The organism is Arthrobacter sp. NQ7, from assembly GCF_029581595.2.
Taxonomy (GTDB): domain Bacteria; phylum Actinomycetota; class Actinomycetes; order Actinomycetales; family Micrococcaceae; genus Arthrobacter; species Arthrobacter phenanthrenivorans_B.
The window spans coordinates 89,542-113,245 of sequence record NZ_JARFXU020000007.1 but is presented as its reverse complement, the minus strand read 5'-3'; the positions used below and the strand labels follow the sequence as shown (position 1 = coordinate 113,245).

Annotated in this window: 24 protein-coding genes; 12 read left to right on the top strand and 12 right to left on the bottom strand. The window is 67.6% G+C overall.

All coding sequences use genetic code 11. The features are described from left to right. The first annotated feature begins 8 nt into the window (after positions 1 to 8). On the top strand, positions 9 to 1,691 hold the full coding sequence (locus tag PUN71_RS10150; protein ID WP_277798289.1) for a sensor histidine kinase: 1,683 nt from the start codon (positions 9 to 11) through the stop codon (positions 1,689 to 1,691). Between the two features lie 54 nt (positions 1,692 to 1,745). On the opposite strand, the gene PUN71_RS10145 is transcribed toward PUN71_RS10150, so the two are convergent. Beyond that, positions 1,746 to 1,979 carry a hypothetical protein gene (locus PUN71_RS10145; RefSeq protein ID WP_043449991.1) on the bottom strand — a complete coding sequence of 78 codons (234 nt, stop codon included), beginning with the start codon at positions 1,977 to 1,979 and terminating at the stop codon, positions 1,746 to 1,748. A gap of 135 nt (positions 1,980 to 2,114) precedes the next feature. On the opposite strand from PUN71_RS10145, the gene PUN71_RS10140 reads away from it, so the two are divergent. Continuing rightward, positions 2,115 to 2,693: an NUDIX hydrolase gene (locus tag PUN71_RS10140; protein ID WP_277798288.1), complete on the top strand. Its 579-nt coding sequence runs from the start codon at positions 2,115 to 2,117 to the stop codon at positions 2,691 to 2,693. Here the strand turns inward: PUN71_RS10140 and PUN71_RS10135 are convergent. The 4 genes from PUN71_RS10135 to PUN71_RS10120 are packed head-to-tail and all read right to left on the bottom strand — an operon-like array spanning position 2,668 to position 6,229. Beyond that, on the bottom strand, positions 2,668 to 3,072 hold the full coding sequence (locus PUN71_RS10135) for a universal stress protein (protein WP_043449994.1): 405 nt from the start codon (positions 3,070 to 3,072) through the stop codon (positions 2,668 to 2,670). The two genes, PUN71_RS10140 and PUN71_RS10135, sit on opposite strands and share 26 nt — an antisense overlap. Then, the gene (locus PUN71_RS10130; RefSeq protein ID WP_043449998.1) at positions 3,069 to 4,616 is read right to left on the bottom strand and encodes a tripartite tricarboxylate transporter permease; all 1,548 of its coding nucleotides are present in this window, start codon (positions 4,614 to 4,616) and stop codon (positions 3,069 to 3,071) included. The genes PUN71_RS10135 and PUN71_RS10130 overlap by 4 nt, the downstream gene beginning before the upstream one ends. 9 nt (positions 4,617 to 4,625) lie before the next feature. After that, complete coding sequence (locus tag PUN71_RS10125) at positions 4,626 to 5,213, bottom strand: tripartite tricarboxylate transporter TctB family protein (protein WP_277798287.1); 588 nt, start codon at positions 5,211 to 5,213, stop codon at positions 4,626 to 4,628. 5 nt (positions 5,214 to 5,218) lie between these two features. Next, positions 5,219 to 6,229, bottom strand: coding sequence for a tripartite tricarboxylate transporter substrate binding protein (locus PUN71_RS10120; RefSeq protein WP_043450001.1), 1,011 nt, complete (start codon positions 6,227 to 6,229; stop codon positions 5,219 to 5,221). A 149-nt stretch (positions 6,230 to 6,378) separates the two neighbouring features. On the opposite strand from PUN71_RS10120, the gene PUN71_RS10115 reads away from it, so the two are divergent. The 5 genes from PUN71_RS10115 to PUN71_RS10095 all read left to right on the top strand — a co-directional run bounded on the left by PUN71_RS10115 (position 6,379) and on the right by PUN71_RS10095 (position 12,798). Further along, a complete protein-coding gene (locus tag PUN71_RS10115) occupies positions 6,379 to 7,263 on the top strand; it encodes a LysR family transcriptional regulator (protein WP_043450004.1) in 885 nt (294 codons plus the stop codon). A gap of 141 nt (positions 7,264 to 7,404) precedes the next feature. Continuing rightward, complete coding sequence (gene kdgD / locus PUN71_RS10110) at positions 7,405 to 8,319, top strand: 5-dehydro-4-deoxyglucarate dehydratase (protein ID WP_277798286.1); 915 nt, start codon at positions 7,405 to 7,407, stop codon at positions 8,317 to 8,319. A gap of 42 nt (positions 8,320 to 8,361) precedes the next feature. After that, positions 8,362 to 9,975, top strand: a complete 1,614-nt coding sequence (locus PUN71_RS10105; protein ID WP_277798285.1) for an aldehyde dehydrogenase (NADP(+)) — start codon at positions 8,362 to 8,364, stop codon at positions 9,973 to 9,975. After that, the gene (locus PUN71_RS10100; RefSeq protein WP_277798284.1) at positions 9,972 to 11,300 is read left to right on the top strand and encodes an enolase C-terminal domain-like protein; all 1,329 of its coding nucleotides are present in this window, start codon (positions 9,972 to 9,974) and stop codon (positions 11,298 to 11,300) included. The genes PUN71_RS10105 and PUN71_RS10100 overlap by 4 nt, the downstream gene beginning before the upstream one ends. 148 nt (positions 11,301 to 11,448) lie before the next feature. Next, positions 11,449 to 12,798, top strand: a complete 1,350-nt coding sequence (locus tag PUN71_RS10095) for an MFS transporter (protein ID WP_277798283.1) — start codon at positions 11,449 to 11,451, stop codon at positions 12,796 to 12,798. Positions 12,799 to 12,825: 27 nt separating this feature from the next. On the opposite strand, the gene PUN71_RS10090 is transcribed toward PUN71_RS10095, so the two are convergent. Both PUN71_RS10090 and PUN71_RS10085 read right to left on the bottom strand, forming a co-directional pair. After that, the gene (locus tag PUN71_RS10090; RefSeq protein WP_277798282.1) at positions 12,826 to 14,055 is read right to left on the bottom strand and encodes a beta-ketoacyl-[acyl-carrier-protein] synthase family protein; all 1,230 of its coding nucleotides are present in this window, start codon (positions 14,053 to 14,055) and stop codon (positions 12,826 to 12,828) included. Between the two features lie 6 nt (positions 14,056 to 14,061). Next, on the bottom strand, positions 14,062 to 15,675 hold the full coding sequence (locus PUN71_RS10085; protein WP_277798281.1) for a peptide chain release factor 3: 1,614 nt from the start codon (positions 15,673 to 15,675) through the stop codon (positions 14,062 to 14,064). A 558-nt stretch (positions 15,676 to 16,233) separates the two neighbouring features. On the opposite strand from PUN71_RS10085, the gene PUN71_RS10080 reads away from it, so the two are divergent. Together PUN71_RS10080 and disA are read left to right on the top strand one after the other, a co-directional pair. Then, the gene (locus PUN71_RS10080; RefSeq protein WP_277798280.1) at positions 16,234 to 16,761 is read left to right on the top strand and encodes a 2'-5' RNA ligase family protein; all 528 of its coding nucleotides are present in this window, start codon (positions 16,234 to 16,236) and stop codon (positions 16,759 to 16,761) included. Positions 16,762 to 17,006: 245 nt separating this feature from the next. Continuing rightward, positions 17,007 to 18,083, top strand: a complete 1,077-nt coding sequence (gene disA / locus PUN71_RS10075; protein ID WP_277798279.1) for a DNA integrity scanning diadenylate cyclase DisA — start codon at positions 17,007 to 17,009, stop codon at positions 18,081 to 18,083. A gap of 98 nt (positions 18,084 to 18,181) precedes the next feature. Here the strand turns inward: disA and PUN71_RS10070 are convergent, their stop codons facing one another. Beyond that, complete coding sequence (locus PUN71_RS10070; protein ID WP_277798278.1) at positions 18,182 to 18,901, bottom strand: hypothetical protein; 720 nt, start codon at positions 18,899 to 18,901, stop codon at positions 18,182 to 18,184. Positions 18,902 to 19,040: 139 nt separating this feature from the next. Between PUN71_RS10070 and PUN71_RS10065 the strand changes: the two genes are divergently transcribed. From PUN71_RS10065 to PUN71_RS10055, 3 genes are all read left to right on the top strand, one after another. Then, positions 19,041 to 19,994, top strand: coding sequence for an iron-sulfur binding domain-containing protein (locus PUN71_RS10065; protein ID WP_502860469.1), 954 nt, complete (start codon positions 19,041 to 19,043; stop codon positions 19,992 to 19,994). Between the two features lie 57 nt (positions 19,995 to 20,051). After that, positions 20,052 to 20,483, top strand: coding sequence for a DUF3592 domain-containing protein (locus tag PUN71_RS10060; protein WP_277798277.1), 432 nt, complete (start codon positions 20,052 to 20,054; stop codon positions 20,481 to 20,483). A gap of 76 nt (positions 20,484 to 20,559) precedes the next feature. Continuing rightward, positions 20,560 to 21,054: a hypothetical protein gene (locus PUN71_RS10055; RefSeq protein WP_043450035.1), complete on the top strand. Its 495-nt coding sequence runs from the start codon at positions 20,560 to 20,562 to the stop codon at positions 21,052 to 21,054. Between the two features lie 15 nt (positions 21,055 to 21,069). On the opposite strand, the gene PUN71_RS10050 is transcribed toward PUN71_RS10055, so the two are convergent. Genes PUN71_RS10050 through dhaK form a run of 4 tightly spaced genes read right to left on the bottom strand, consistent with a single transcriptional unit; the run spans position 21,070 to position 23,679 of the window. Next, on the bottom strand, positions 21,070 to 21,243 hold the full coding sequence (locus PUN71_RS10050) for a hypothetical protein (protein WP_167562151.1): 174 nt from the start codon (positions 21,241 to 21,243) through the stop codon (positions 21,070 to 21,072). Between the two features lie 35 nt (positions 21,244 to 21,278). Beyond that, positions 21,279 to 22,046, bottom strand: coding sequence for a PTS sugar transporter subunit IIA domain-containing protein (locus PUN71_RS10045; protein WP_277798276.1), 768 nt, complete (start codon positions 22,044 to 22,046; stop codon positions 21,279 to 21,281). Beyond that, complete coding sequence (dhaL, locus tag PUN71_RS10040) at positions 22,043 to 22,675, bottom strand: dihydroxyacetone kinase subunit DhaL (protein ID WP_277798341.1); 633 nt, start codon at positions 22,673 to 22,675, stop codon at positions 22,043 to 22,045. The genes PUN71_RS10045 and dhaL overlap by 4 nt, the downstream gene beginning before the upstream one ends. Positions 22,676 to 22,677: 2 nt before the next feature. Continuing rightward, positions 22,678 to 23,679 carry a dihydroxyacetone kinase subunit DhaK gene (gene dhaK, locus PUN71_RS10035; protein WP_277798275.1) on the bottom strand — a complete coding sequence of 334 codons (1,002 nt, stop codon included), beginning with the start codon at positions 23,677 to 23,679 and terminating at the stop codon, positions 22,678 to 22,680. Positions 23,680 to 23,704: the final 25 nt, after the last annotated feature.

Here is a 23,704-nt window from a genome sequence, read left to right as displayed (position 1 = left end):
GGGCCAGTTTGGTAATCCGGGAATATGAGGGCCGCACGGAAGCGCCCGGCAAGGTTCTTCGCGCGCCGGCCGAACCTGTGGTGTCGGACCGCCTCGACGGACTCTTCGGCGGCCTGAGTGCCCGCAAGAGGGTAATGGCCTGCCAGTTGCCGGTCACCTTGACCATCGCACTGGTGGTGGCTGCCGCCGCCGTTTTCAGTCCGGAGACTTTGACCAACAACCTGTTCCTGGCGGCGCTGCTGTTCCATCTGGCAATTGCCGCAGCCTGCGCAGCCGTACCCTGGGCCCGGTTACCAGCAGGGGGCTTTGCCGCGATCCCGCTCCTCGACTGCCTTGCCATCGGGTTCACCCGGGAGGCCGGCGGCCCGGCCTTCAGCGTCATGAGCATGATGCTGGTGTTCCCCGTCGTATGGTTGTCGGCGCAGGTCCGGCCCTCCATGCCTGCCCTGGCCATCGCGGGGACGATCCTCAGCACCGTGGCCCCCGCCATCGTGCGGGGCTCGGCACCGGCCGGAGGATCGATGATCCGCACCATCATCCTCCCGCTGGTCATGTCCGTCATCGCTGTCACCGCACACGTGGTGGCCACCACCATCCGCCGCCACCGCACCAGGCTGTTGGAGAGCGAACATGACCTGGCCCGCGCGCTGGACGAGAGCGTCCGGCGGCAGGGGCTTCTGGATGCGGTCCTGAAGTCCGTCGGAGTCGGGGTTTGGGTGGTGGACCGCCGCGGCAGGACGGTGCTGGCCAACAAGGCGATGCACGCCGACGCCGCCCTGGCCGGGATCCTCGAGTCCGCCGGCGGTAGGGTCCTGCTGTCTGCGGACCGCTCCACCCCTGTCCCGGCCCGCCTCCATCCGGCAGAGCGCGCCGCCTCAGGGGAAGACTTCCGGGATGAGCTGTACTGGGCCGGCCCCGCGGACCGCCAAGCCGCCTACTCGGTGAGCGCCCACAGTTTTCCCGCCAAGGGAGGGCAGGAAGGCGGCGCGGTCATCACCTTTGTCGATGTCACAAGCCTCATCGGGGCGCTGGCGGCAAAGGACAACTTCGTTGCCACGGTCTCGCACGAATTGCGGACACCGCTGACCTCCATCCTTGGCTACCTGGAACTGGCCATGGACGAGCCCGGACATGAGGATATCCGGGAGGAACTCCTCGTAGTACGCCGGAACGCCGAACACCTGTTGAACCTGGTCAACGACCTCATCGCAGTGGCGTCCGAGCGCGTGGAGCTGTCACCGGAGCACGCGGACCTCGCCCGGATCGTCACCGAGGCGGTGGACTCAGTGCTGCCCAGGGCGGCCGGCGCGGGGCTCGAACTGAAGCTGGAAGTGGAGCGGCCGCTTCCCGCCCGGGTTGACCCGGCACGGATCAGCCAGGTCATCCACAACCTGCTCTCGAATGCCATCAAGTTCTCGCCCCACGGCGGCCTTATCACTGCCACCGCCCGCAGGACCGAGGCCGGATTGGTCTGTTCCATCAGCGACACAGGGATCGGTATGAGCGGGGAGGAGCAGGAACAGGCCTTCACCAAGTTCTTCCGGTCGGCGCGCTCCCGCGAAACGGCCATCCCCGGTGCAGGGCTGGGGCTGCCCGTCAGCAAGACGATCGTGGAAGGCCACGGTGGTTCCATCAGCCTGGACAGCGAGCCCGGCCGGGGCACCACGGCAACCTTTGTCCTCCCCGCCTGAATGATGACGGTGCCAGCCGGCGTTGGCAGGGCAGACAACCGGGTTTGCCCGCTGTCAGGCCCCCGCCAACCACCGCGCAACGTCGCTGCGCAGCACCAGCAGCGGGCCGCCCGTGGCATTCACATTGCCGTTTGCCACGTAATAGCCGCGGCCTGAACCCGCTCCCCCGGCGGCGCGGTCCAGGGCATCCACCAGGTGCCTCGGGAGGTGGCCCTGCGGACCCAGGCCGCGCAGCTCATCGACTTCTTCCGGCGTCAGCCGTCCCAAAACCTCAGCAATGTTGGCCATGAGTGGTCCCGTCCCTCTCGAGCAGAGTGCCTGGCAGAGTGCCTGAGGGAATAACCTAAAGCAGCGCCGTGAACTCCACGTTAACGGCGGACTGCCATTGGACGACGGCCGGCAGCGGCCCACACTGGAGGATCAATGCCCATTCGCAGTGCAGGCATCCTGCTGTACCGGCCGGACCCGGACGCAGCCGCCGGCTCCCCCGTCCGGGACCGGCTGCAGGTCTGGATAGCGCACATGGGCGGCCCCTTTTGGGCCCGCAAGGACCAGCACGCCTGGTCCATCCCCAAGGGCGAATATGCCGACGGCGAGGACCCCCTGGCGGCTGCCCTGCGGGAGTTCGGCGAGGAGATGGGGACGCCGGCGCCGGACACCGGCTACCGGCTGCTCGGCGAATTCCGGCAGCCCTCCGGAAAGCTCATCACGGTCTTCACGGCGGAGGCGGACTTCGCCCCGGATGAAATCACCAGCAACACCTTTCCGCTCGAATGGCCCAAAGGATCAGGCCGGATCCAGCACTATCCCGAGATCGACGACGCCCGCTGGTTCCCTGGCCAGGAGGCCCGGCTCAAGCTCGTCAAAGGACAGCTGCCCATCCTTGATGCGCTGGACAGGCACGTTGCCGGCAACGGGTCTGAAGCGGACAACGGGACTGGGGCGGAGAACGGGCCTGAGGCGCAGGACGGGGAGGCTAGGAGCGGGCACCCCCGGCCTTGACCGCAAGTACGGGCCGGTCTGCCTGCATGAGGATCTGCTGCGCGTGGCTGCCCAGGATGAACTTGCCTACCTGGGTACGGTGCCGGAGGCCGATCACGATCAGGGATGCGTCCACCTCGCGGGCCACGTCCAGGAATTCGTCCGCGAGGTCGTGCTCGTAGGGCGGCTGGATAACGGTGGCCGTGACGCCGGCGTCTGCTGCCTGCTTCGCGGCCTGCGCGAGGACGTCCTCCGGTGCCACCGACTTGTCCACCAGCGCACCCTGCCGCGCCGAGTTCACGATATAGAGGTCCTTCTGCCGGAGCTGCGCTTCGGCGATTCCCGCGGCGAGGGCTGCCTCGCCGGCCGGGGTGGGAACGAACCCGACAATGATGCTCATACCTTCTCCTTGATGTTCTGGTTGGTGCCGTTCCCCGCAGCGGCGGCTGCCGCCGTCGTACTTTTACGCCTGGCCAGCACGCCCCGGATGCCCGGCAGCACCGCCACCAGGACAAAGACCGCCAGCAGGGTTGCCGAGATGGGGCGGGTGAAGAATCCGGTGGGGTCGCCGCCGAAAACCAGCAGCGAGCGCCGCAGCGAACTCTCCAGCAGCTCACCCAGGACGAATGCCAGGACCAGCGGTCCCGGTTCGAAGCCGAACTTCTTCATCAGATAGCCCAGCACGCCGAAGAACACCACCAGGGTGACGTCGAACATGCTGTTGTTGATGGTGTAGGCGCCCAGCAGCGTGATCAGGGCGGTGATCGGGGCGAGGATGGCCGCGCGGACCCGGAGGATCCGGACGAAGATGCCCACCAGGGGCAGGCTCATGATCAGCAGCAGGATGTTGCCGATGTACATGGAGTTGACCACGCCCCAGAACAGGTCCGGGTTCTGCTCCACCAGCTGCGGGCCGGGCGTCACGCCCTGGATCAGCAGCGCGCCGAACATCAGTGCCATGGTGGCGTTGGCCGGTATGCCGAGGGTCAGCAGCGGGATGAAGGATGACGTCGCCGCCGCGTTGTTCGCTGTTTCCGGGCCGGCCACACCCTCCGGAGCCCCCTTGCCGAAGCGCTCCGGCTGCTTGGCCCGTTTCTTCTCCATGGCGTAGGAGGCCATGGACGCGATGGTGGCACCGCCGCCGGGCAGGATGCCCAGGAAGAAGCCGAGGACGGAGCCGCGGGTGATGGCGCCGGAGGCATGCTTGAGGTCGGACCGGGAGGGCCAGACATTGGAGACTTTCGACGGCGCCTTGGCGGCGCGGTGGCGCTCCTCCAGGTTGTAGAGGATCTCACCCAGGCCGAAGAGCCCCATGGCGATGGGGACGAAGTCGATGCCGTCAGCCAGCTGCAGGCTGCCGAAGGTGAAGCGGCTTTCACCGGTAAAGACGTCGCGGCCCACGGTGGCGAGCAGGAGCCCGACGGCGGCCGCGATAAGGGCCTTGGCCTTGGAACCTCCGCTGATGGTGGCCACCAACAGGATGCCCAGCATGGCCAGGGCAGAGTATTCGGCCGGTCCGAAGTCGAGGGCAAAGCCCGCCACGACGGGGGCCAGGAAGGTCAGGCCAATAATGGCTGCTGTTCCGCCGATGAAGGAGCCGATGGCTGCCAGGCCAAGGGCAGTCCCGGCCTTGCCCTGCCTGGCCATCTGGTACCCGTCAAAGACGGTGACCACCGATGATGCCTCACCGGGGAGCCGCAGCAGCACGGAGGTGATGGTGCCGCCGTACTGGGCACCATAGAAGATTCCGGCCAGCATGATGATCGCCGTGACGGGCTCCACGCTGTAGGTCAGGGGCAGCAGGATGGCGATGGTGGCTGCGGGACCAAGCCCGGGCAGCACGCCGATCAGCATGCCGATCACGACGCCGATCAGGCAGTACAGCAGGTTCATCGGTTCCAGGACGACTGAAAAACCGTTGATCACGGGATTGAGGAAATCCACGGTGGTCTCCTAGAAGAGGTGGGGGATGGACGTGCCGAGCGCCAGGACGAAAATCCCGTAGAACGCGGCGACGACGATGGCGCTGACCAGGAGGGCGGAACGCCAGGTTTCGCTGCCCAGGAATTTCATCCAGATGATGCACAGGATGAGGGACGGGAGCTCGAAACCGATGACGGGCATCAGTGTCACCATGGCGGCAAGCGTGGCGAGGCCGGTGAGCGGGGAGAGGGACATCCGGGTGAATTTCTCCGCGTCCCGGTTATGCCGGCCCCACACGAGCTGGAAGATGGCCAGGGCCACCATGACGCAGCTGGTCAGGAACGGCCACAACCCGGGCTCGGGCTTTTCCGGAGTGCCCAGGCCCATGGCAACGGACAATGCGAGGGCGCCGAGCCCGATGGCGAGCACCACCAGGGACGAGGCGGCGTTGGCGAGCGGACCGGCAGCGGGAGGCTTTTCCTCCTCCCACTGCGCGGCGAGCTCTTCGGGAGTCAGGGCTTCGGGGAGTTCTTCGTTCGGGCTGGACAATGCATCCCCGTCCTGCTGCCGGTCGGGGCTCACGCCCTTCCCGGCAGCGACTGCTGGAGTAGTCTCCATGGCCGTTACTTGTTCCCGCTGAGGCTGATGCCGTACTTCTCCACCAAGGACTTGTACTTCGCGGCGTAGTCCTTCCATTGGGTAGCCACTTCCTGACCGGAAATCTCCTTGGGGGTCAGGAGGTTCTTCTTGTTGAACTCCTTGTAGGCATCGGAGCTGAACGTGTCCTTGAACGCGGCGGCGAGCTTGTCCTTGACCTCCTGTGGCGTGCCCTTCGGGGCCGCGACGGCACGGTACTGCGCCACCGGCACGTCATAGCCCGCCTCCTTTGCCGACGGAACATCCGGCAGGAAGCTGTTGCGCTCTTCGGAGAAGACCAGCAGCGGCGCAACCTTCCCGGCCTGGATCTGGGCCATGGCCTCGCCAAGCTGGACCGTGGCCAACTCCACCTGGTTGCCCAGGACGGCGGTCAGGGCCGGTTTGCCGCTGTCGAACGGGACATCGGTGCCCTGAACGTTGGCCTGCTTGAACAGCACCGTCTGGGCAAGCTGGCTGCCGGTGCCCACCCCGGTGGTGCCGAAGGTGATGTTGCGCCCGGCCGAGGTGACGTCCTTGAAACTCTTGAAACCGGAGCCCTGGCTGGCCACGAGGACGTAGTCATCCTGGGAGAGGCCGGTGATGATATCGAGGTCATCGAGGTTGACTGCCTCGTCCTTGCTGACGGCCAGGGGCGTGATGGTGACCAGCGACGCGGTCAGGAGGACCAGCTCCTGGCCGTCGGCCGGCTTGCCGGCAACTTCCTTCGTGGCCAGCGCACCGTTTGCCCCGGGCTTGTTCACCACCGGCATCGGAGCACCCAAGGTCTTGGCCGCTCCGTCGGCGAGTGCCCGGGCAATGAGGTCGGTGCTGCCGCCGGCCGCCTGGCCTACGGTCATCGTGACGGGCCCGGACGGGTATTTGGAGGTGTTGCCGGCCGCGGCTCCGCCGGCAACATTGCCGCCGCAGGCGGTCAGCGCCAGCAGGGTGAAGGCGGACGCCGTTCCAAGGACGGCGCGGCGTGACGGGAAGTGCATCATTGGGACTCCTAGGGCAAGTGCAAGTGCGGGCTGGGGCGCCCGGAACAGCTGTGAAGGGGGTCACCCCCGCTTCGCTTTGTCGAGTGTAGGGAGCAGCTATGATGCCTGTCTAAGCCCTTATCTGCATCATTTGATACCCGGAAGGCATCATGTTCACATTCGACCAGTTGGCCGGCTTCATTGCCGTTGCCGAGGAGCTGCATTTCGGCCGGGCAGCGGAACGGCTCAACATGACGCAGCCTCCGCTCAGCCGGCAAATACAGAAGCTGGAAAAGATCGTGGGGGCCGAACTGCTGGAGCGGGACAACCGGAAGGTGGAACTGACGTCCGCCGGCCGGACCTTCCTTGATGAGGCACGCAGGCTGATGGCCCTGGCTGAGCGGGCCCCGGTGACGGCGCGCCGGATTGCCTCCGGCAAGTCGGGCGTGCTGCGGATTGGATTCACCGCAGCCAGCGGCTTCAGCATTCTGGGACCATTGCTGGACGAACTGTCGGGCATCATCCCGGACGTGGACATCGAGCTGCACGAACTCGTCACGGGCGATCAGCTGGCAGGACTCCTGACCGGCGAACTGGACCTGGGGCTGGCCCGCCCTCCCTTTGACCGGGAGAGCTTCGACTCACACCTGCTCTACAGGGAATCCATGATGCTGGCCGTCCCCGAAGGCCATCCCCTCGGACGGCTGGGACGGAGCATCACCGCTGACGATTTCAGCGGGGAGCCCCTGATCATGCACTCCCCCACGCAGGCCCGCTACTTCTATGACCTGGTGGTGCGCATGCTCCCCATCCGGCACGCCAATGTTGTGCATACGGTCAGCCAGATCCTCACCATGGTGTCGCTGGTTGCCGCCAACCGGGGCCTGGCATTCGTGCCCCACTCGGCCACCCTGCTGGGCATCCGCGGAGTGGAATTCCTGCCGCTCGAGGGCGGCGACAGCGAGCAGGTGGAACTCCATGCGCTGTGGAACCGGCGGATCACCAACCCCGCCCTCTCCCGTCTCTTGAAGGACCTGGAATTCGCGATGGAGTAGCTCCGGGATGCAGCGGCGTTCGATGCCGGGAAGGTATCAATACATATAAAAATGCACTTAGACAGGCATCAGGACCCCTCCTACTCTGGAGTGGAACCATCAGCCTGCCGCCGCGCGGCGCACACACCGAAGGACCACACCGTGGCTAAGTACACACCCCAGGAACTCGCGGACACGCTCAAGGAAGGCCTGCTGTCCTTCCCTGTGACCTCTTTCGACGCCAACCTGCAGTTCGATGAAGAGAACTACCGCAAGCACCTGGCGTGGCAGGCAAGCTTTCCGGTGGCCGGCCTGTTCGCCGCCGGCGGCACCGGCGAAGGCTTCTCGCTCACACCGGCAGAATCGGAGCACGTGGTGCGCACCGCCGTCGAGGAAGTGGGAGGCACCGTCCCTGTCCTCGCCTCCGCGGGCGGCTCCACCGCACAGGCCATCGCAAACGCCCAGGCGGCGGAAGCAGCCGGCGCCGAAGGCATCCTCCTCCTGCCCCCATACCTGACCGAAGCCGACCAGGACGGCCTGGTGGAGCACGTCAGCGCCGTCTGCGAGGCCACCTCGCTTGGCGTCATCATCTACAACCGGGCCAACGCCATCTACAAGGACACCACGGTGGCAACCCTCGCCGGCCGGCACGAAAACCTGATCGGCTTCAAGGACGGCGTCGGCGACCTGGAACACGACGCCCGCGTCTACGCCAAGCTCGGCGACCGGCTGTTCTACCTGGGCGGCCTCCCCACCGCCGAGACGTTCGCCCTGCCGCTGCTGCAGCTGGGCATGAGCACCTACTCAAGCGCCATGTACAACTTCGTTCCGCAGTTTGCCCTCGACTTCTACCAGGATGTCCGCAACAACGACCGTGCAGCCGTGAACAAGAAGCTCAACGACTTCGTCATCCCCTACCTGGATATCCGTGACCGCGTGAAGGGCTACTCTGTCTCGATCGTCAAGGGCGGGCTGGACGCCATCGGCCGGTCCGCAGGACCCGTCCGGCCCCCGCTGCAGAACCTGGCCCCGCAGGACCTGGCGGACCTGAAGGCCCTGATTGCCACCGTTTCCTAGCCGTCACCACAGACGGCACCACGCCAACCACAGGAGGAACCCATGACCCTCACCGGGCACTCACTCATCGCCGGCCGGACGGTTGCCGGCGAAGGCAAGACCACCACCGGATTCAACCCCGCCACGAACCAGGCGCTGCAGCCCGCCTACACACTGCTGACCGAAGAACAGCTCAAGGCAGCCACCACCGCAGCGAAGGAAGCCCTCCCGTCCTTCAGCACCCTTGGCCCGGAGGCCCACGCCGCGTTCCTGGAGGCCATCGCGGACAACATTGACGCGATTGGCGAGGAACTGATCACCCGCGCAGCACAGGAAACCGGGCTGCCCGCGGCCCGGCTGCAGGGCGAACGGGCCCGCACCACCGGCCAACTGCGCCTCTTCGCCGGCGTGGTCCGCCAAGGCGACTTCCGCGGCGTCCGGATCGACCCCGCCCTCCCCGGCCGCACCCCCATGCCGCGCCCCGACATCCGCCAGCGCCAGGTTCCGCTCGGCCCGGTGGCGGTTTTCGGCGCCAGCAACTTCCCGCTCGCATTTTCGACGGCGGGCGGAGACACGGCCTCTGCCCTGGCCGCCGGCTGCCCCGTTGTCTTCAAGGCCCACAACGCCCACCCCGGCACCAGTGAACTCGTGGGCCAGGCCGTCACCAAGGCCGTCCGGGACGCGGGCCTGCACCCCGGCGTGTTCTCGCTGGTCTACGGCCCCGGCTCCAGCATCGGCCAGGCCCTCGTGGCCGACCCCGCCATCAAGGCCGTGGGCTTCACCGGCTCCCAGTCCGCCGGCATCGCCCTGATGAAGACTGCCGCTGCCCGCCCCGAACCCATCCCGGTCTATGCCGAGATGTCCTCGCTAAACCCGGTCTTCGTCTTCGAAGGCGCCCTCAACGGCTCCGCCGAACAGATCGACGCCCTCGCCGCTGCCTACCTCACGGCCGTCACGGGAAGCTCCGGCCAGCTGTGCACCTCCCCGGGCCTGCTGTTCGCCCCCACCGGTGAGGCAGGCGACAAACTTGCCGCAGCCGTCGCCCGCGCCGCCGCAGCCTGCCCCGGCCAGACCATGCTGACGGAGGGTATCGCCGGTTCCTGGAACAGCGGAACCGAGGCACTCGGCTCCGCGGCCGGCGTCGAACTGCTCGGCCAGGGTTCCCCCGGTCCCACCGAAAACGCCCCCGCCCCCACCATCTTCGGCACCGGCATCCGGCAGTTCCTGGACAACCACGTCCTGCACGAGGAAATTTTCGGCGCCGCGTCCCTGGTGATCCGCTACGACAGCACCGACGACCTCCTTCAGGCCGCTGCCCGGATGGAAGGCCAACTCACCGCTTCCCTGCAGCTCACCGAACAGGACTACTCCACCGCCGCGCCCCTGATCCCCGTCCTCGAACAGAAGGTAGGCCGTATCATCGTCAACGGCTGGCCCACCGGAGTGGAAGTAGGCCACGCCATGGTCCACGGCGGCCCGTTCCCCGCCACCTCCGACTCCCGCACCACCTCCGTGGGAACCCTGGCCATCAACCGGTTCCTCCGGCCCGTCGCCTACCAGAACCTTCCCCAGGAACTCCTCCCCGAGCCCCTGCAGGACACCAACCCCTGGCACCTCAACCGCCGCATCGACGGCGACGTGGTCCCCGCAGCAGAGAAAGCAGAAGTCAGCGCATGAGCAACCAGCCCCTTATCGCCGGCATCGAGGTGGTGCCGGTCGCCGGGTACGACAGCATGCTGATGAACCTCAGCGGCGCGCACGGTCCCTTCTTCACCCGCAACATCGTCATCATCACCGACTCGGAAGGCCGGACCGGGCTGGGTGAAGTTCCCGGCGGCGAGAAGATCCGCACCACCATCGAAGAGGCGGGCGCACTGCTCAAGGGCAAACCGGTGGCACGCTACCGGTCACTGCTGCGCGGGGTTGCGGCGGCGTTCGCTGACCGCGATGCCGGCGGCCGCGGGCTCCAGACCTTCGACCTGCGCACGACGGTGCACGCTGTGACCGCCGTCGAGTCCGCCCTGCTGGACCTGCATGGTCAGTTCCTCGGGGTCCCCGTGGCGGAACTGCTGGGTGACGGCCAGCAGCGGACATCGGTGCCGATGCTCGGGTACCTGTTCTTCGTCGGCGACCACAACCGGACGGACCTGCCCTACCTTGTGGAAGACAACCCCGCGGACCGCTGGGAGGAGCTCCGCCGCCAGGAAGCCATGACTCCGGAAGCCGTGGTCGCCCTCGCCGAAGCCGCCCAGGAACGCTACGGGTTCAGCGACTTCAAGCTCAAGGGCGGCGTGCTGTCCGGCGACGACGAGGTGGACGTGGTTACCGCCCTGGCCCAGCGTTTCCCTGATGCGCGGGTCACCCTGGATCCCAACGGCGGCTGGCTCCTCGAGGAGGCGGTCCGGCTGGGCAGGCGGATGCACGGCGTCGTGGCGTACGCCGAGGACCCCTGCGGCGCCGAAGGCCGTTTCTCCGGCCGCGAAGTCATGGCCGAATTCCGCCGCGCCACCGGCCTGAAGACCGCCACCAACATGATCGCCACAGACTGGCGGGAAACGTCCCACGCCGTCCGGAGCAACGCGGTCGATATTCCGCTCGCCGACCCGCACTTCTGGACCATGCACGGCTCGGTCCGGGTTGCGCAGCTGTGCAACGAATTCGGCCTCACCTGGGGATCACACTCGAACAACCACTTCGACATCTCGCTGGCCATGTTCACCCACACCGGTGCAGCGGCCCCGGGCGAAATCACCGCCTTGGACACGCACTGGATCTGGCAGGACGGCCAGGGCCTCACCAAGGAACCACTGCAGATCAAGGGCGGTGCCATCGAGGTACCGGACAAGCCCGGGCTCGGCATCGAACTGGACCGCGGCGCCCTGGACAAAGCCCACCAGCTGTACCTGGAGCACGGCCTCGATGCCCGCGATGACAGCATCGGCATGCAGTACTACATCGACGGCTGGTCCTTCGACCCCAAGCGGCCCTGCCTGGTCCGCTGACAAGGCACCGTCACCAACGTCCCACCGGCAGAGGGGTCCACGACGGACCCTCCGTCACGGACAACTGCCGCGGCCACTCCCCGGCAGCTGTCCGGTACATTTCTCCAAGGCCCCCGCCTTGCCTGTCCCCACCCAAAGGAAACACTCAATGAAGTCTGTGGACAACGCCGTCCTGGACCTGGCATCCGCCACCAGGAAGTTCTTCAAGCGCGTGCTCCCGGTCATGCTGGTCATGCTGGTCTGCAACCAGCTGAACCGCTCCAACATCGGTTACGCCCAGGACCACCTCCAGGCCGACGTCGGCATCGGCGCCGCCGCGTACGGTTTCGGTGCCGGCCTGTTCTTCATCGCGTATGCGATCTTCGAACTGCCCAGCAACGTGATGATGGAAAAGTACGGCGCGAAGGTCTGGTTGACCAGGATCATGGTCAGCTGGGGCATCGTCTCCTTCCTCATGGCGTTCGTGCAGAACGAAGCCATGTTCTACATCCTGCGGTTCCTCCTCGGCGCCGCGGAGGCCGGCTTCTTCCCTGCCGTGATCTTCTATTTCGCCCGCTGGGTTCCGGCAGGCCAGCGGGGCAAGGCGACCGCTGTGTTCATCGCCGGTTCCTCCGTGGCGGCTGCAATCTCCGGGCCCATCGCCGGGATGCTCCTGAGCATGCAGGGCACCTTGGGCCTGCGCGGCTGGCAGTGGCTGTTCGGTTTCGAAGGCGTTGTCTCCGTGCTGGTGGGCATCGTGGTGTTCTTCCTGCTCGACGCCAGGATCGAGGACGCCAGGTGGCTGTCCCCGGCAGAAAAGGCGGCCCTGGCGCAGGCGATCAGCGCCGAGGATGAACAGCACGCCACGGCGGACACCGGCAAGGTCAACCGCTGGAAGATGCTCCTGAACCCGCAGATCCTGCTCCTGTGCGGCATCTACTTCGCCATCCAGCTGTCCATCTACGCCAACACGTTCTGGCTTCCCAGCATCGTCAAGCGGATTCCGGGGACCACGGATCTCTCCGCCGGTTTCCTGTCCTCCGTCCCCTGGATCTGTGCGGTCGTCGCCATGTACTTCGCCGCGAAGTGGCAGGACAAGGCCAAATCCAGGAAACCCCTGCTGGTGGTTGCGCTCCTGGTCGCCGCCGCCGGCACGTACGCGGCCGCCGTCGCATCCCCCGTGCTGGCGCTGGTGTTCCTGGCCATCGCCGCCATGGGCTTCAAAAGCGCATCCCCGCTGTTCTGGACCATCCCGCAGTCCGGCCTGCACCCGCTGGTGCTGGCCCCTGCCATCGCCATCATCAACTCGCTGGGCAACCTGGGCGGATTCGTGGCACCGTTCGGCTTCGGCATCATCAAGGAACAGACGGGCAGCGTAATTCCCGGGCTGTTCGCCCTGGCCGCTGCATCCGCAGTGGCTGCCGGCCTGGTCTACTTCCTCAGGGAACGCCGCACTGCAGAACCGGCCGGGGAAGCTGCGGACGCGTCCGTGGAGGCGGCGGTTCCCAGCCGCTCCTGACGCCCCCGGCCTCGAAACCGCCGGAAGTCAGGCGCCAGTAATCACCAGGGCCACGCTGTGCCCGCCAAAACCGAAGGCATTCACCAGGCCTGCCGGGGCATGATCCGCCGGCAGCTGGTGGGTGCTTTCGGTGATGACATTGAGGTCCACTTCGGGGTCCAGTTCCTCCACGTTAAGCGTCGCGGGCACCTTGCCTTCGCGGAGCGCTTCAAGGACCACGACGGCGGCCAGCGCCCCGGCGCCGCCCAGCAAGTGTCCGGTATGCCCCTTCGTGGAGGTCACGGGGAGAGCCGCGCCGAAGACGGCGTTGATGGCCTGCCCTTCCAGCCGGTCGCCCACCGGCGTGGAGGTGGCATGCGCATGGACGAATCCGATGTCCGCGGGCTGCATCCCCGCCGAATCCAGCGCCTTCTGCATCACCCGCCGCTGCATTGCGGGGTCGGCGGCCACGATGTCGTTCGCGTCGGACGTCACCGCGCCCCCGGCCACTGCACCGAGCACGGCGGCGCCCCGGGCGCGGGCGTGCTCCTCGCTCTCCAGCACCACCACCGCGGCGCCCTCTGAAAGCACGAACCCGTCGCGGCCGCCGTCGAACGGCCGCGAGGCCCGCTGCGGATCACCGGCATACGTGGACAGGGCACGGATCTGCGAGAAGCCACTGATCACCAGGTCGTTCACGGAAGCGTCCACCCCGCCGGCAATCACGACGTCGGCAGCACCGGAACGGATCATCTCGGCTGCCTGGACAATCGCCTCAGCCCCGGACGCACAGGCGCTGACGGGGGTCCGTGCGCCGCCGCGGGCGCCGAGGTCGATGGACACCCATGCGGCCGGGCCGTTGACCATCAGGCGGGTGAGGGTGTGCGGCGAGACCTTGCGGGGGCCTGATGCGGCGAGGGTCCGGTCCTGCTCGATGGTGGAGCCAAGCCCGCCGTAGGCGGAGCCGATCACCACGGCGAACCGCTCGGGATCCACCTCCGGGCTGCCGGCCTGCGCCCAGGCTTCCCGGGCGGCCACCAGCGCCAGCTGGCCGCACCGGTCCATCCGCTTCATCTCGCGCGTGCTGAGGTGCTGCGAAAGCTCTGCCGTGACCTGCCCGGCGATCCTGACCGGCAGCTGCGCCGCCCAGTCATACCCGAGCGCCGCGATCCCGGAACGCCCGTCAAGCAGGGCCTCCCAGGTTTCCTTGACCGTGGAACCCAAGGGGTTGATGGTGCCGGCGCCGGTGACCAGTGCGCGGGATTCGATGCCAGCCATGAGGCCCTACTTTGCGGGGTTGTGCGTGCCGATGGGCACGAGGGTGAGGTCCGGGTGGTTCTTCTCGATCCGCCGCAGCGCCCAGACGTCGTTGAACAGGGCGAGGTACTCGCCGTCGGACCGCAGCAGCACCTCAGCGCCGGGCACATTGGCCAGCGCGGGCATGGCGTCCGCCGTCGAAATCCGGGCCAGCGAGTACGGCAGGCGTTCCAGGCGCATGGGCGCGCTGAAGTCGTGCGCCATGCGGTCCTCCACCACTTCGAACTGCATGGGCCCGACGGCGGCAAGCACCGGCGCCTGGTCGCCGCGGAGATCGGAGCGGAGCAGCTGGATGACGCCCTCGTGTTCGAGCTGCTCAATGCCGCGGCGGAACTGCTTGAACTTGCTGGGGTCCTTGGACCGGGCCACCTGGAAGTGCTCGGGGGCGAACAGCGGGATGGCCGGGTATTCCACCGGGTTTTCGAGGAACAGGCTGTCGCCCACGCGCAGCGACGAGGCGTTGACCAGGCCCACCACATCGCCGGGATAGGCCTCGTCGATGACTTCGCGTTCGCGGCCGAACACCTGCTGGGCGTACTTGGTGGCAAACGACTTTCCGGTGCGGGTCTGGGTGACCACCATGCCACGTTCGAAGACGCCGGAGCAGACGCGGATGAAGGCCACATGGTCGCGGTGGGCCTTGTTCATGCCTGCCTGTACCTTGAACACGAAGCCGGAGAACGGGGCTTCCACCGCGCGGGGGTTGCCGTCGATGTCCGGCCGGGGCGCTGCGGGCGGGGCGAAGTCCACCAGCGCATCCAGCAGTTCCTTGACGCCGAAGTTCAGGGCGGCGGAGCTGAACAGGATGGGGGTGGCCTTGCCTGCGTGGAAGGCATCGACGTCGAACTCGAGGTTGGACTCGATCACCAGCCCGGCCTCGTCGACGGCGTCGGACCAGTTGCTGCCCTGGTCTGCCGCGGCTTCCTCGGGGGTGAAGTATTCGGTGATGGCGATCTGCGCGCCGGCGTTGTTGCGCTGGAACCGGGCGAAGCGGTCGTTCCGCAAGTCCCAGACGCCGCGGAAGTCCCCGGAGATGCCCACGGCCCAGGTCAGCGGCATGGGCTGCAGTCCGGTGCGTTCGGTGATTTCGTCCATCAGTGCCAGGGCGTCCAGGCCGGGCCGGTCCCACTTGTTGATGACCGTGATGATGGGCAGGTTGCGCTGCTTGCAGACCTCGAAGAGCTTCATGGTCTGGGTTTCCAGGCCCTTGGCGGCGTCCACCAGCATCACTGCGCAGTCGACGGCGGCGAGCACCCGGTAGGTGTCTTCGGAGAAGTCGGCGTGGCCGGGGGTGTCCAGGAGGTTGATGACCGTGTCCCGGTAGGAGAACTGCAGGGCGGCGGAGCTGATGGAGATGCCGCGGTCCTTTTCCATCTGCATCCAGTCGGAGACCGTCTCCTTGCGGTTGGCCTTGCCGCTGGACGCCCCGGCAGTGCCGATGACTTTGGCGTGCAGGGCCAGCGCCTCGGTGAGGGTGGACTTTCCGGCGTCCGGGTGGGAGATGACGGCAAAAGTCCTGCGGCGGCCCGCTTCCTTGTGAATCTCGGAGATCCGGGCGGGGGTCAGGACATCTTGGGACACGGTGCTACTTTCGCTGCGGTTTGTGGCTGCCCTGGGGCCTGTCGGGTACTGCGCTGCGACTCGAGGGCGGGGAATGCTATTGGCAAACGGCCAAAGTACAAGTTTATCGCAGGGCCGCAAACCGGCAGGGCTGCGCTTAACGCGGGCGAAACCGGGCGTTCAAGGCCGCGAAATGCCATGCCGTTAGCGTGGGCGCATGATGCATGGCGCCACCTTCTCCGGGAACCTTTTCTTCGATCCTCTGGCAACCAACCTGGGGTCAGCCCTGGGCGGCGGCCCGGCGGCAGCAAAGGGGCCAGTACCAGCAAGAGGGCCGGTGCAGGAGCAGGCGGATCCGTCCGGCCCGCCCCGGCGGCGCGGGGTGCAGTCGCCGGCGGAGCATAAGGCGCTTCGGGCCGCGTCCCTGTCGAAGGTCAGCAGGGACCTGGAACGGATGCTACGGGAACGGAAACGCTGAGGCACGACGGCGGCGCGGCGGCACCAGCCAGCTGACACGCAGGTGCCCCCCCCCGGTAACGCGGGCCGGGTACCGCTGCCCGGGACCGGCATGATGGTTCCATGCGCAGCATCGAGTTGGTCTTTGACAGCGTTACGGACGCCCTGGTCAGGGACGACTGGGCCCGGCTGCAGGCCGCAGGCCTTCCCAGCCTGGCAACGCACACCTCCCCGAGCAACGCCCCGCACATCACTCTTGCCGCCGGCGCGGATCTGCAGCACGTCGGCGCCGGCCCGGACCTGCAGGACGGTGGCCCTGGGCCCTGGCACCGGCTGCCAATGGACATCGCACTGTCCGGAGCGGTTGTCTTTCCTGTGGGCAGCGGAAAGTATGTCCTGGCCAGGGCAGTCCTCCTGTCGGCGGCCCTCCTGGACCTGCACCGCGGGCTGCACGGGGACCTGTCGGGTGCCCTGCCGATGACCGCCCCGGGCGCCTGGACCCCGCACGTCACCATTTCGCGCCGGATCCGCGGGGACCAGCTGGGCGCAGCCATGGACCTCCTGGACCTGCGCGTGGACGGACAGTGCACGGCGGCGCGGCTCTGGGACAGCAACACCAAAACGCTCACGCCGCTGGGCCCACCCGCGTGACCAACCCCTGAGGCACGGCGCGCCGGACCCAAAGTGGCCGTCCGGGTTACGTGGCCACCAGGCATTTTTCCAGCCCTTCCGGGCACCCCCTAATGGGGCACTTTGGGGCTTGCCCGTGCGGAAGTGGCGTTTCTTGCCCCTATCATTGAGCTTGCGGGAATCAGAGCACTTTTTGATCCTGCCGGCCAACTGCGGACGCCGGCATTCCTGCGGGTGGCAGTCCGCACCGTTGAAGGGAAACACCTATGGCGCGGAGCCCCGAAGAATCGCTGAGGGCCACTCTGGGCCGAGTGGCACCCGGAACGCCCCTCCGCGACGGCCTGGAACGGATCCTGCGCGGCCGCACCGGCGCACTGATCGTCCTCGGTTCCGACCGCACCATCGATTCCATCTGCTCCGGCGGGTTCGACATCGGCATCGAGTTCTCGCCCACCCGGCTGCGTGAGCTGGCCAAGATGGACGGCGCCATCATCTGCGACAAGGACGCCGGCAACATCCTGCGCGCCGCCGTCCAGCTGGTCCCGGATTCGAGCATCGAAACCCAGGAGTCGGGCACCCGGCACCGTACGGCGGAACGGGTGGCCAAGCAGACCGGCGTGCCCGTCATTTCCGTGAGCCAGTCCATGCAGATCATCGCCCTCTACGTCAATGGGCTGCGGCACGTCCTGGAGGGCTCGGAGAACGTCCTTGCCCGTGCCAACCAGGCCCTGGCCACCCTCGAACGCTACGTGGCCCGCCTTGACCAGGTCACCAGCTCGCTGTCCGCACTGGAAATCGAGGCCATGGTGACGGTGCGGGACGTGGCCGTCACCCTCCAGCGGCAGGAGATGGTCCGCCGCATTTCCGAGGAGATCTCCCAGTACGTCCTGGAACTGGGGGAAGACGGCCGGCTCCTATCCCTCCAGCTGGACGAGCTCACCGTGGGCCGGGGCCCGGGCAGCGACGTGATCATCCGTGACTACGCCAGCCCCAATGCTTCCGCGGAAGACATCGACAAGGCCGTTAATGAGCTGGTGAGCCTCGGTCCCACCGAGCTGATCGATCTCGGAAAGATCTCCGCGATCGTGGGGTTCGCGGGCGGTGAGGCCAACCTCGATGCCGTCGTCCAGCCCCGCGGCTACCGGCTGCTCTCCGGCCTGAAGGCTGTTCCCAAGGCCGTGGCGGACCGGCTGGTGGACCACTTCGGCGGTCTGCAGTTCCTGATGGCGGCCACCATCGACGACCTCATGACCGTCGACGGCATCGGCGACCAGCGCGCCCGCGCCGTGCGTGAAGGCCTGAGCCGGATGGCCGAGGCAAGCCTCCTGGACCGCTTCCTCTAAAAATTTCCCATCCGTGGGACACCGCTCATCGAGTGCTCCGTAATTGTCGTTATGAAGCCTGAAAACGACAAGTAGGCAGCAATCGATGAAGCAGCAACTTAATTCAGCTGGAAGACGGCCTTGGGGCTGGCGCGCGAACCCAGCTTCGCGGTGAAAATGTAGTAGGCCCCGCCGCCGCCCGGAGCGGCGGCCACGGCCTTGCAGCCGTCGGTGCTGCGGTTCCGGCTCCACGGGAAGTTGGCGGTTTCGCTGGCGCCGGGTGCGATCACCTTGACCAGGTCCTCGCTGGACGCCTGGCAGTCCTTGGACGAGAAGATGCGGTCTGATCCGCTGGTCACCAGGAATTCCATCTGCGAGGTGCCGATGTTGACCTCGCAGGGGACAGTGCCGCCGTTGGTCACCTTCAGGGTAAGCAGCGGGTTCTCCCCGGGGCCGTAGGCCGGCTTGTCCGTGGACGCCGTCACGGTGACCAGGTTCTGGTTGCAGGTCGGGGTGGCGGAAGCAGTGGGCGACGGCGCGGCGGACGGGGTTGCCGGCGCGGAGGCAGAGGGGGTCGCGTCCGCAGACGGGGAAGCCTGGGAGGTGGCAGGAGCTGGGGACGACGGATTCGGGGACGACGGATCGGTGGACGATGCCTGCTGCGAACCGCCTTTGAAGGCCCCGGCCAACGCGAAGCCGCTGACCACCAGCGCGATGACCAGAAGCAGCGCCCCACCGGCCACCAGCCGCCGGCGGCGGTACACGGCGGGGCTGGGCTTACGGACGCTGCTGGAACCCGATGCCGTGCCGCGTGCTGGTGAATTGCCTTGCCTGCCCATCCTCCTAGGCTAGGGAACACTGCCTGTTCTGCCTTGCCACCACGCCGCCGCACCCCCGTCACTCTGGTCACAGCCGGTTTGCGGGCCGCCGGAAGGCATCCATTACAGTGTTGGCATCGACACTCAAACCTCCCCCACCCTGGACCTTCCCGTGGGCTCTGCCACCCTGGACCTGCTCCACCAGCGGATCACCTCCTGGTTCGCCGGCATTGCCCGTGACCTGCCCTGGCGCGAGCCTGACTGCTCCGCCTGGGGCGTGCTGGTCAGCGAGATCATGCTGCAGCAGACCCCGGTGGTGCGGGTGCTCCCCGTCTGGCACGAATGGCTCAAGCGCTGGCCCTCCCCCGCCGCCCTGGCAGGGGACCCGGCAGGCGAAGCGGTCCGTTCGTGGGGCAGGCTGGGCTACCCGCGCCGGGCCCTCAGGCTGCACGCCGCGGCAACGGCAATCGTGCAGGACCACGGAGGGAAGGTCCCGGACACCTACCCTGAACTCCTGGCCCTGCCGGGTGTCGGCAGCTACACAGCCGCCGCGGTGGCTGCGTTCGCGTACGGCCGCCGGGAGACGGTGGTGGATACCAATATCCGCAGGGTCCACGCCCGGCTTGTGTCCGGCGTCGCGCTTCCCGCCCCGGCGCTGACGGCGGCGGAGATGCGCCTGGCCGCCGCCCTGCTGCCGGACGACGACGGCACGTCCGTACGCTGGAACGCTGCGGTCATGGAGCTGGGGGCGCTGGTGTGCACGGCCCGGGCGCCCAAGTGCGCTGCCTGCCCGGTGAAGGACTCCTGTGCCTGGCTCGCGGCGGGTGAGCCCCCGCCGTCGTACGTCCCCAAAGGTCAGGCGTGGCACGGCACCGACCGCCAGGTCCGGGGCGCCGTGCTGGCTGTGCTGCGGTTGGCGGACGCACCCGTACCGTCGGACATGTTCCTGCGCGAACCCGCCGATCTCGGCTATGCACCGGAGGGAATCGGGGTTCCGCTTGCCGCGCTGCACCGGCTCAATTCCGCACCCGAGCAGCTGGAGCGGGCGCTGGCAGGGCTGCTGGCGGACGGGCTCGCGGAAATGCACGACGGCGGTTACCGGCTCCCGGCCTGATCCGGCGGCGGCACGGCCGGATGGCATACTTTCTGGTGACTGGAACCGGGGGAAGCCATGAGAACCATCCTGTACATCGTGTGGGCGCTGTTCGTTGCCGCCGCCATCTTTTCGCTGCTCTACGCTGCCCGCAGGACCAGACGGCAGGAGCGGTTGATGTCAGGCTGGCCCAAGGCCCAGGCCACGGTCACCGGCAGTGCCACCGGGTGGACCAGCGGCGTGGGCGGCGCCAACCGCAACCTCCGCTACTACCCCACCTACCAGTTCGTGGACCCGCAAGGCACCCTGTTCATGGGAAAGTCCGAGGTCTCCTCGGTTGAACAGCCCATGCCCGGGTCCCTGATCGAGGTGGCGTACAACCCCGCAAATCCCAACGAATCGCTCCAGGTTTCAAAGGAGCCGCGCACCGCCATGGGCTGCCTCATCGCCTTCTTCGCGGTTTTCGCCATCGCGCTGTTCTGGTTCATCGGCATCTTCCCGCTGGGTTAGGCACCGGCATAACGATGCTGCCGCCAATTGGGGCCGGCCACCGCTGATGCGCCAGGTGCGGACCTAGCCTGAAGGCATGCGCAAGCCCATCCTGCTCATGGCATTGGTGACCGCGGCGTCGCTCACCTCCGCGTGCGAGCCGGCCGGCAGCGCGTGTCCGGCGATTGCCCAGGCCACCGCCGTGGCCGTAACGGTCTCCGCCGGCTACTCACCCCGGGTGGCGGCGCTGCACCTGCGCGCCTGCCAGGACGGCACCTGCACGGAGGGCGGCATCGAACTGCGCCCGGGCAGCTCCTCGATTGACCAGGGATGCAGCCCCGAGGGCGCCTGTTCGGCCACTGCCTCGCCCGATGGCACCAAGGTGGGGAGCCTCATGCTGGCCACCCTGACGGAATCACCCATGGCGGTGACCGCCTCGGGCACGGCGGCGGATGGGACCGCGCTTCCGGTCCGTACGCTGGAGTTCCAGCCGACGGCGCAGTATCCGTTCGGTGAGCAGTGCGGCAAGTTCCTGTCCGCGGCCGTCGTGCTGGACGAGGCCGGGCTGCACCAACAGCCTGCGTCCCGGTAACGGGCGTAGACCGGACTAGAACAGTGCCGGCTGGGTGAAGGGGCCGCCGTCGGCAGTTCCGGCCGCCTGGGAGCCGTCGATGGGCTCGGCGCTCCAATCGAAGCCGAGCTCGGCAAGGAGTTCCTCAACGGAGATTTGGCCGTCCAGCACTTCGATTTCCGGGGTGTTGTCTGCTTGCGGCCGTTCCATGGCATCGAGCTTATTCGCAGCAGGCGCCCAGGGGCTCAGGGCTCGCCGAAACCGGCCTCCACCAGGCCGCCCACGTACTCCACCGCCCGTTCCGCGTCCACTCCCCACGCCTCCACGTGCAGCACCGTCCCCTTGCCGGCGCCCAGGGTCATCAGGCCGGTCATGGACGCGCCGTCCACGCCGTTGATGTTCACCTCGGCGTCAAGCGATGCCAGCCCGCCTGCAACCTTGGCCGCGGGCCTGGCATGCATCCCTGCCTGGTTGACCAGCTCAAAGTCGCCGGTACAGTCGGGCGGGGCGCTGCTGACGGCCTCCGGCTCCTGCCTGTCCGGCCCGGGCCGGGCTGCCGGCGGGCGCACGCCTTCAGCCGCCTGGCGGACGGCCTGCACGTCAGCTCCGCCCTGGGCGGCCACCGCGGCGGCCACCAGGCCTTCGACCAACGGGGCGTCGGCGATCAGGACACCGGCCGGATTCTCCAGGAATTCGAGCGCCGATTCCGCTGTCATCACGGCCGACCCCAGGTCGGTGAGGACCACGGTGCCGTCCGCACCGCCGGCAACCTCGCCGCGCCCGCCGGCCTGCCCGTCGGAGCCGGCACCCGACTGCTCTTCCTCCTGGTTACCAACTTTGGTCCTGGCCTGCTCCAGCGCGCCGAGGACCTTCTCAAGGCTCGTGCCGATCCTGCCGTCGTCGGTGCCCCCGGCGGGCAGGATGACGACGTCGGGTGCCATTTGTGCGGCAAGCTCCACGGCGCCGTCGGCAATCTTTGCGCTGTGGGACACCACCACGATGCTTACCGTCACGCAGCAGCCCCAACTGCTGCACGCAGGATCAGCGCGCTGGACACCGCGCCCGGGTCCCGGTGGCCGGCGCTGCGTTCGCCCAGGTAGCTGGCCCTTCCCTTCCGCGCCACCATCGGATCGGTGGATACCGCCCCCGCCTCGGCGGCCTCGGCAGCCGCCACCAGGACGCCAAGGACATCGCCGTTGCCGCCGTCGGCAGCGGTACGGGCCGCATCGACCGCCGGCGTCCAGGCGTCCACCATGGTCTTGTCGCCGGGCTCGGCCTTCCCGCGCGCCACGATCCCGTCCCGGGCAGCCGCCAGCGCCCCGGCCCACGCCGCCGCATCGATCTCGGCGGAATCACCAAGGGCGGTGGCGGCGCGCAGGAACGCCGTACCGTAGAGGGGCCCGGCAGCGCCGCCCACCTTGGACATCAGCGTCATCGCAGTCATCTTCAGCGCGGCCCCGGGTGTCTCCGGCTCCCCCTCGCCGAGCTTGGCCAGGACAGCCTGGAAGCCGCGGTCCATGTTCTCGCCGTGGTCCGAGTCGCCGATGGCGCGGTCCAATTCGATCAATTCAACACGGTGTTCGGCCATGGCCTGCGCGCACAGCGTCAGCCACTTCACCGCCCAGTTCACATCCAGAGCCACAGTCACACGCCCCAGCGGAGGGCGGCGGTGTGCACGGGCGCGTCCCATAGTTCCGTGAGCTCGTCATCGAGCCGCAGGACCGAGATGGAGCAGCCTTGCATCTCCAGTGCGGTGATGTAGTTGCCCACCAGGGACCGTTCCACCGTGGCGCCGGCATCGGCAAGCACCTGCGCGGCCCGCCGGTACACGATGTAAAGCTCGCTCAGCGGGGTGCCGCCCATGCCGTTGACGAACAGCAGCACCTGGTCCCCGGAGCTGATTTTCAGGTCGGCCAGGACCGGTTCCAGCAGGCGGTTGGTGATGCTGTCCGCGTCTTCCATCGGGATTTTGTGCCTGCCCGGCTCACCGTGGATGCCGATGCCGATCTCGATCTCATCCTCGGCCAGGTCAAAGCTGGGGGTGCCCGCATGCGGAACGGTGCAGGCCGAGAGCGCCACGCCCATGGTCCTGACGTTGGCGTTCACCCGCTCACCGATGGCGGCCACGGCGTCCAGGTCGTCGCCGCGCTCGGCGGCGGCGCCGGCGATCTTTTCCACCAGCACCGTGCCGCCCACGCCGCGGCGGCCGGCCGTGTACAGCGAGTCCTCCACCGCGACGTCGTCATTGACCAGCACCGTGCGGACGCTGACGCCTTCGGCTTCGGCGAGTTCGGCCGCCGTCTCGAAGTTCAGGACGTCGCCGGTGTAGTTCTTGACGATATGCACGACGCCGGCACCTGAGTTGACTGCCAGGGTGGCCGGAAGGATCTGGTCCGGCGTAGGCGAGGTGAACACCGCCCCCGGCACGGCGGCGTCGAGCATCCCCCGCCCCACGTACCCTGCGTGCAGGGGCTCATGGCCGCTGCCGCCGCCGGAAACCAGGCCCACCTTGCCGGCTACCGGCGCATCCTTGCGCGTGACGTAGATGGGGTCCTCGCTGACGTTGACCAGGCCGGAGTACGCCAGGCCAAAGCCCTGGACTGCTTCCTGGACAACGGATTTTGGATCATTGATGAGTTTCTTCATGGCGGTGCTCCTGGCTGCTCCTGAA